This is a genomic window from Flavobacteriales bacterium (assembly GCA_013214975.1).
Lineage (GTDB): Bacteria > Bacteroidota > Bacteroidia > DT-38 > DT-38 > DT-38.
On record JABSPR010000355.1, the window covers coordinates 1 to 5704 of the forward strand.

Here is a 5704-nt window from a genome sequence, read left to right on the forward strand (position 1 = left end):
TAGTGTTATAAACCTGCATACTCGAATTAGACGTAGATCCATCGAGGTTAATATATATTGTAGAATTGAAGGCATAAAGATTTATAGTCGGCAGATGCTCCTCTACACCTGTTGTTTGATCTCCTGCAATTAACGGCATGTCCATTATACTATTATAAGAAAAGTCTCTAATAGTAAACGATTGGGCATCTGCAGGAACATCTATCCCAAGCCATCCATAGTGCCAATCTGATCCTATTTTAAATTTTAGTCCAATATACTTATTGGAAACATCCAGGAAATTTCCCTTAAAAGAGCATATATAACCAGGACAGGAATAGGTGTACATGAAACCTAGTACGTTCGCATCACCTGATAAAAAATTAATGTAGCTGGTAACAGAATCTCCAGCCGACATAACCAATGGATAATTAAACGGATTACCTGTCGACCCAAAAACGCCATTAGATCCTGCATCAATTTTCACACGCCCTAACTGCTTAGGAGGATTGCTCCAACTTACAAGCTCAACCTTAATATCATTAACACCATTTGTGTCTAAATCTAAATCATAAAATCCTCCATCAATAGAAATAGTGATATCTGGATTTACATCTGTATAAATCCATTCAGCATTAGAATCAGAGGAAAAAAAAATGCTAGTACCTACAGTAGAGTATGCAGCTATTTTAGTTTTTAAATCCTTCATGTCTATATAATTGAGAATTTCTTAATGGTTAGATTAATCTTTTGCAAACAACATATCTTATATATACTACACCAAAGATCCCATTTCATCTAACAATTGGATTACATTCTCCTTGATTTGATCTCTAATTACATTGAATTCTTCTTGACTCAATTCTTTTGGATCTGGAATTTTCCATTGAATAACTTTGTCGGCATTTCTAATGGGACACTTCTCACCGCACCCCATTAAAATTATCGTATTAAATTTCACTTCCGGTAATTCTTCAATTCCCTTTGAGTAATGGCTCTTGAAATCATATTCAATATCATCAAAAGATGTATACACACCTGGATTAATTACACCAATAGCCTTAGATCCAGCACTGTATATGTTATCGTTCTCATTACTATAAATATGCCCAAAAGCCTCTGCAATTTGGCTTCTACACGAATTCTCTACACAGAGAAACAAAATATTCTTCATTCTAAAAAAAATTATTTATACTATTTAAAAAAACTTCAGGAGGACGGCAAGGTTTATTCTTGGCCTCATTAATAAAGATTAAATCCGTTTCTGCAAAATTTAACTTATCCCCTTTTTCGTTTCGGGTTTCATACTCAAAATGAATTTTAACAGAAGGCATCTTCACAATTCTTGTAGTAATAATCAAAACATCGTCATAAAAAGCAGGTTTCAAATACTTAATATTAAACGATACTACAGGCATCAGAATACCACTTTCTTCTAATTCTTTATACGGTAACCCTAAATTCCGTAGAGCTTCGACCCTCCCCACTTCAAAATATTGAGCATAATTACCATAATAAACGTACCCCATTTTATCCGTTTCCGAATACCTAACTCTTATTTCAACTTCCGAACTATACATTTAATTAATCATTACGTAAAAATGCGTACAAGGCGTACGTTAATTTTGTGGAAATATAAAGAATTACTAAAGATAATAGTTCTATTGCATACACCAACAATACGTTATGAAATTAAATAAAGATTAAACCCATATATGCCTGATAATGAATTAAAAAAAGCTATTATTGTTTAAATTCAAACCAGGAAATTCAAACAAAAATCGGTTGAAATAATATTTTTTATCAACCCGTAAAAAAAACATTAAAGTCAATAGCAATTTGATTTTTTTATTAAGTTTTTTATCGAAATATTTGACAAGAATTTACAAAGAGAAGTTTTAAACAAATTGATGTTAATTTACTTAACGTCGACCTTTATCTAAAATCATAAATACAATGACAAAAACTTACGGAGAAGCTTGGGAAGGTTGTTTGAAAATCATTAAGGATAACGTAAGTATACAGAATTATAAGACCTGGTTCGAGCCAATTAGAGCAATCAGATTATCTAAAAGCGTATTAACAATACAGGTACCTAGCCAATTCTTCTATGAGTGGTTAGAAGAGCACTATATTGATCTTTTAAAGAAAACCATCAAGAAAGAATTAGGTGCGCAAGGAAAGCTTGAGTACAACATTGTTATTGATAACTCAATGGCAAAACCTTATACGGTTAAAATTCCTACATCAGAAAGACCAAAAGAAAATCCGGTTGTTCCAATTCCAATGGATATTAACAATAACATTAGAAACCCTTTTGTGATTCCTGGAATTAAAAAAATCAAAATTGATTCTCAATTAAACCCTAATTATTCGTTTGACAACTTTATTGAAGGAGATTGTAATCGATTAGCGAGATCAGCCGGTTTTGCCGTTTCTAACAAACCTGGAGGAACTGCATTCAATCCTTTGTTAATTTACGGAGGAGTTGGATTAGGGAAAACGCATTTGGGTCATGCAATTGGAATTAAAATCAAAGAGATTTCGCCGAACAAGATTGTTCTATATGTTTCTTCTGAAAAATTCACACAACAATTTATTGATTCCGTAAAAAACAACAAGCAAAACGACTTTATCAATTTCTATCAGTTAATTGATGTTCTTATTATTGATGATGTACAGTTCTTTTCAGGAAAAGAAGGAACACAAAAAGTGTTCTTCCAAATTTTCAATCACCTTCATCAAAATGGGAAGCAACTGATTCTTACTTCAGATAGAGCTCCTGTTGAAATGCAAGGCATGGAACAAAGACTTCTTTCTCGATTTAAATGGGGATTGTCTGCCGATTTACAATCACCTAGTTTGGAAACAAGAATTGCAATCTTAGAAAAGAAAATGCACGCAGATGGTGTTGTACTACCGAAAGATGTAATTGAATATATTGCTTACAGCATTACTACGAATGTTCGTGAACTTGAAGGTGCTCTTATTTCTTTATTAGCACAAGGATCATTAAACAAGAAAGAGATAACTATTGATCTTGCTAAGCAAATGATTGATAAGTTCGTTAAGAACAATGCAAGAGAAGTATCTATAGATTACATTCAAAAAGTTGTTTGCGATTATTTTAAACTACCTATTGAGTTGTTAAAATCAAAAACGAGAAAGAGAGAAGTTGTTCAAGCACGTCAAATAGCAATGTACTTTGCTAAAAGCTTAACAAAATCTTCTTTAGCAAATATCGGAATGCACTGTGGAGGTAAAGATCACGCAACTGTTCTTCATGCATGTAAAACGGTAAACAACCTTATCGATACAGATAAGCACTTTAGAAAGTACATCGAAGATTTAGGAAAGTTAGTTAGCATAGACTAATCACTTTAATCACTACCACCATATTAATATGAAAATATTAATGGTTTGTTTAGGTAATATTTGTAGATCTCCTCTTGCAGAGGGGATTTTGCAAACGATTTCTAATGAACGAAATATGGGATTAGAAATAGAATCAGCTGGTACTTCATGTTTTCATATTGGGCAAGCTCCCGATAAACGTACCATGGCTAATGCTTTTTTACATAATATTGATATTAGCAGAAATCAATCGCGTCAATTTGAAACTGATGATTTTGAAGATTTTGATTTAATCTATGCAATGGATTCATCAAATTACCGAGACATAATTTCTCTTGCCAGAGACAGTGAGGAAGAAGACAAAGTAAAGATGATTTTAAATGAAGTGAATCCAGGGAATAATGACTCAGTACCTGATCCCTATTACGGGGATGACGGATTTGAAAACGTATACGTATTACTCAGAGAAGCTTGTGAAAAGATAGCTTCTGATTTAGCTTAAAAACACATGCCAAAAACAGGAATTTTATATCTTCTTCCTTCCGATTTAGATATTACCGCAGCACATTTAACAATACCGGAATACAATAGACAGGTTATTAAATCCTTAAAAACCTTTATAGTTGAGAACGAAAGAACATCCAGACGTTTTATAAAAAAGGCAAATCCAGACTGTGTTATCTCTGAGCTGAACTTTATCACTCTCAATAAACACACATCTAAAGAAGAGTTGAATGCAATGCTCGAATATGTATATAAAGGTGAGAATATTGGGTTGCTTTCAGAGGCTGGTTGCCCAGCCGTTGCCGATCCAGGGGCAAATGTTGTTCAACTAGCTCACAGGTCAGGAATTAAAGTTATTCCTTTAGTTGGGCCATCTTCTATTATCCTTGCACTTATGGCTTCTGGATTTAACGGGCAGCAATTTAACTTTAACGGTTACTTACCCAAAGAGCCCAAAGAACGAATTAAACGATTAGCCGTTTTGGAAAAGCTTTCCATGCAAATCAATACCACTCAGATATTTATTGAAACACCATTTAGAAACGATCACCTCCTTAGAGATATATTAAAACATTGTCATCCAAACACCATGCTGTGTATTGCAAAGGAAGTAACCGGGCCTAATGAATCTATTATTTCTGATACAATTGGAAATTGGAAAAAGAAAAACCCTATAATGGGGAAAGTCCCAGTAGTGTATCTCCTATTCTCTGGCTCTCTTAAAAGGAAAGCTAAATAGTCCTACAAAAAGGATGTCGAGGCCATCAAGAAGAATAAGAATACCAAGAAAATATTCAAGAGAAATAATGGCATTTTCACATTCACATTTAGTGTAAAAGCGAGTAAAACCAAATTAATAAGCAGAAGAGCAATAGGAAAGAAAAGTAAGTTTTTGGGTGAGAACACTTCCAAGCGTCTTGTCGTATTTTCGTATTCGAACTTCACAAAAGCCACATAGCCTAATATAGGGCTCACCAAAAGTTCCAGTTCTGTTACTGTCCTAAACGCTCCTTTGGTAATTGGATCTTTGATTAGGAAAGATTTATCCTCAGTTTCGAGTCTAACAAACCCACCATCTATCTCCGTATTCACTAAAACCTCGTTCGAAATACTTTGTGGCAGATACACATCTAACAGATATAAGGAAGCAACAATTATGACAATTAGAGACACTTCTTTAGATCTACCTTTCTCTAAAAATAAGTTACTCCTATTGCTTTTCCTGTCGCTATTTAGATTATTGATCACAGGTATCAACACGTTTAGGATTCCTAATAGATTGCCAAAAGCTCAATGTCATAAACTACAGTAGACTGTTTAGGGATTTTCTTATCATCACCAACAAAGCCATGTGCCAGATGTGCCGGCATCACAAAACGGGCTTTATCTCCTACTTTCATCAATAGAATACCTTCATGAATTCCAGATTCCATATTATCTCTTCCAACTAAAAACATTATAGCCCCCTTCTCATCAGATGAATAGCATTTTGTACCATCCAATAGTTCCACATCAAAGTTTACCTTGACCCTGTTTCCCTTTTGAGGCTGAATGCCATCGCCCGATTCATAAATATCGTATTGTAATCCGGTACCGGTTTTAGTCATATCCCAGTTTCGTCTAGAGATGTAAGCTTTAATTCTTTCCATTTCTCTCGAATGCATCGTTTTATTGATTTCTTCAAGAGGACGTTTTAATTGCTTTTGGGTAATACGATTAGGTTTCTTTTCTTCCGTTTCAGAACATGAAACGAAAACAAAAAGAAGTAAAATACTTTGGACAACGAACTTTGCTTTCATTATTACTTACAGAGTTGATCTTTATATTCAGGTAGCAATTTTTCAAACTTTGCAATAGATAATTCTAA

The 5704-nt window shown here is 33.8% G+C and carries 8 protein-coding genes; 3 read left to right on the top strand and 5 right to left on the bottom strand.

All coding sequences use genetic code 11. The features are described 5' to 3' along the window. The 3 genes from HRT72_11465 to HRT72_11475 all read right to left on the bottom strand — a co-directional run. On the bottom strand, window positions 1–688 hold a 688-nt coding region (locus HRT72_11465; GenBank protein ID NQY68322.1), incomplete at its 3' end, for a hypothetical protein. Between the two features lie 66 nt (window positions 689–754). Next, window positions 755–1153 carry an arsenate reductase ArsC gene (locus tag HRT72_11470; protein ID NQY68323.1) on the bottom strand — a complete coding sequence of 133 codons (399 nt, stop codon included), beginning with the start codon at window positions 1151–1153 and terminating at the stop codon, window positions 755–757. A 1-nt stretch (window position 1154) separates the two neighbouring features. Continuing rightward, on the bottom strand, window positions 1155–1559 hold the full coding sequence (locus tag HRT72_11475) for an acyl-CoA thioesterase (protein ID NQY68324.1): 405 nt from the start codon (window positions 1557–1559) through the stop codon (window positions 1155–1157). A 376-nt stretch (window positions 1560–1935) separates the two neighbouring features. Between HRT72_11475 and dnaA the strand changes: the two genes are divergently transcribed. From dnaA to HRT72_11490, 3 genes are read left to right on the top strand one after another with little or no spacing between them, the layout of a single operon-like run. Then, window positions 1936–3354: a chromosomal replication initiator protein DnaA gene (gene dnaA / locus HRT72_11480; GenBank protein NQY68325.1), complete on the top strand. Its 1419-nt coding sequence runs from the start codon at window positions 1936–1938 to the stop codon at window positions 3352–3354. A gap of 28 nt (window positions 3355–3382) precedes the next feature. Next, on the top strand, window positions 3383–3835 hold the full coding sequence (locus HRT72_11485; GenBank protein ID NQY68326.1) for a low molecular weight phosphotyrosine protein phosphatase: 453 nt from the start codon (window positions 3383–3385) through the stop codon (window positions 3833–3835). A 21-nt stretch (window positions 3836–3856) separates the two neighbouring features. Further along, window positions 3857–4576, top strand: a complete 720-nt coding sequence (locus HRT72_11490; GenBank protein ID NQY68327.1) for an SAM-dependent methyltransferase — start codon at window positions 3857–3859, stop codon at window positions 4574–4576. Window positions 4577–4578: 2 nt separating this feature from the next. On the opposite strand, the gene HRT72_11495 is transcribed toward HRT72_11490, so the two are convergent. Beyond that, window positions 4579–5085 (bottom strand): hypothetical protein, encoded by a 507-nt coding sequence (locus tag HRT72_11495; GenBank protein NQY68328.1) that lies wholly within the window; start codon window positions 5083–5085, stop codon window positions 4579–4581. A gap of 23 nt (window positions 5086–5108) precedes the next feature. Then, complete coding sequence (locus tag HRT72_11500) at window positions 5109–5636, bottom strand: FKBP-type peptidyl-prolyl cis-trans isomerase (protein NQY68329.1); 528 nt, start codon at window positions 5634–5636, stop codon at window positions 5109–5111. Between the last annotated feature and the right edge of the window lie 68 nt (window positions 5637–5704).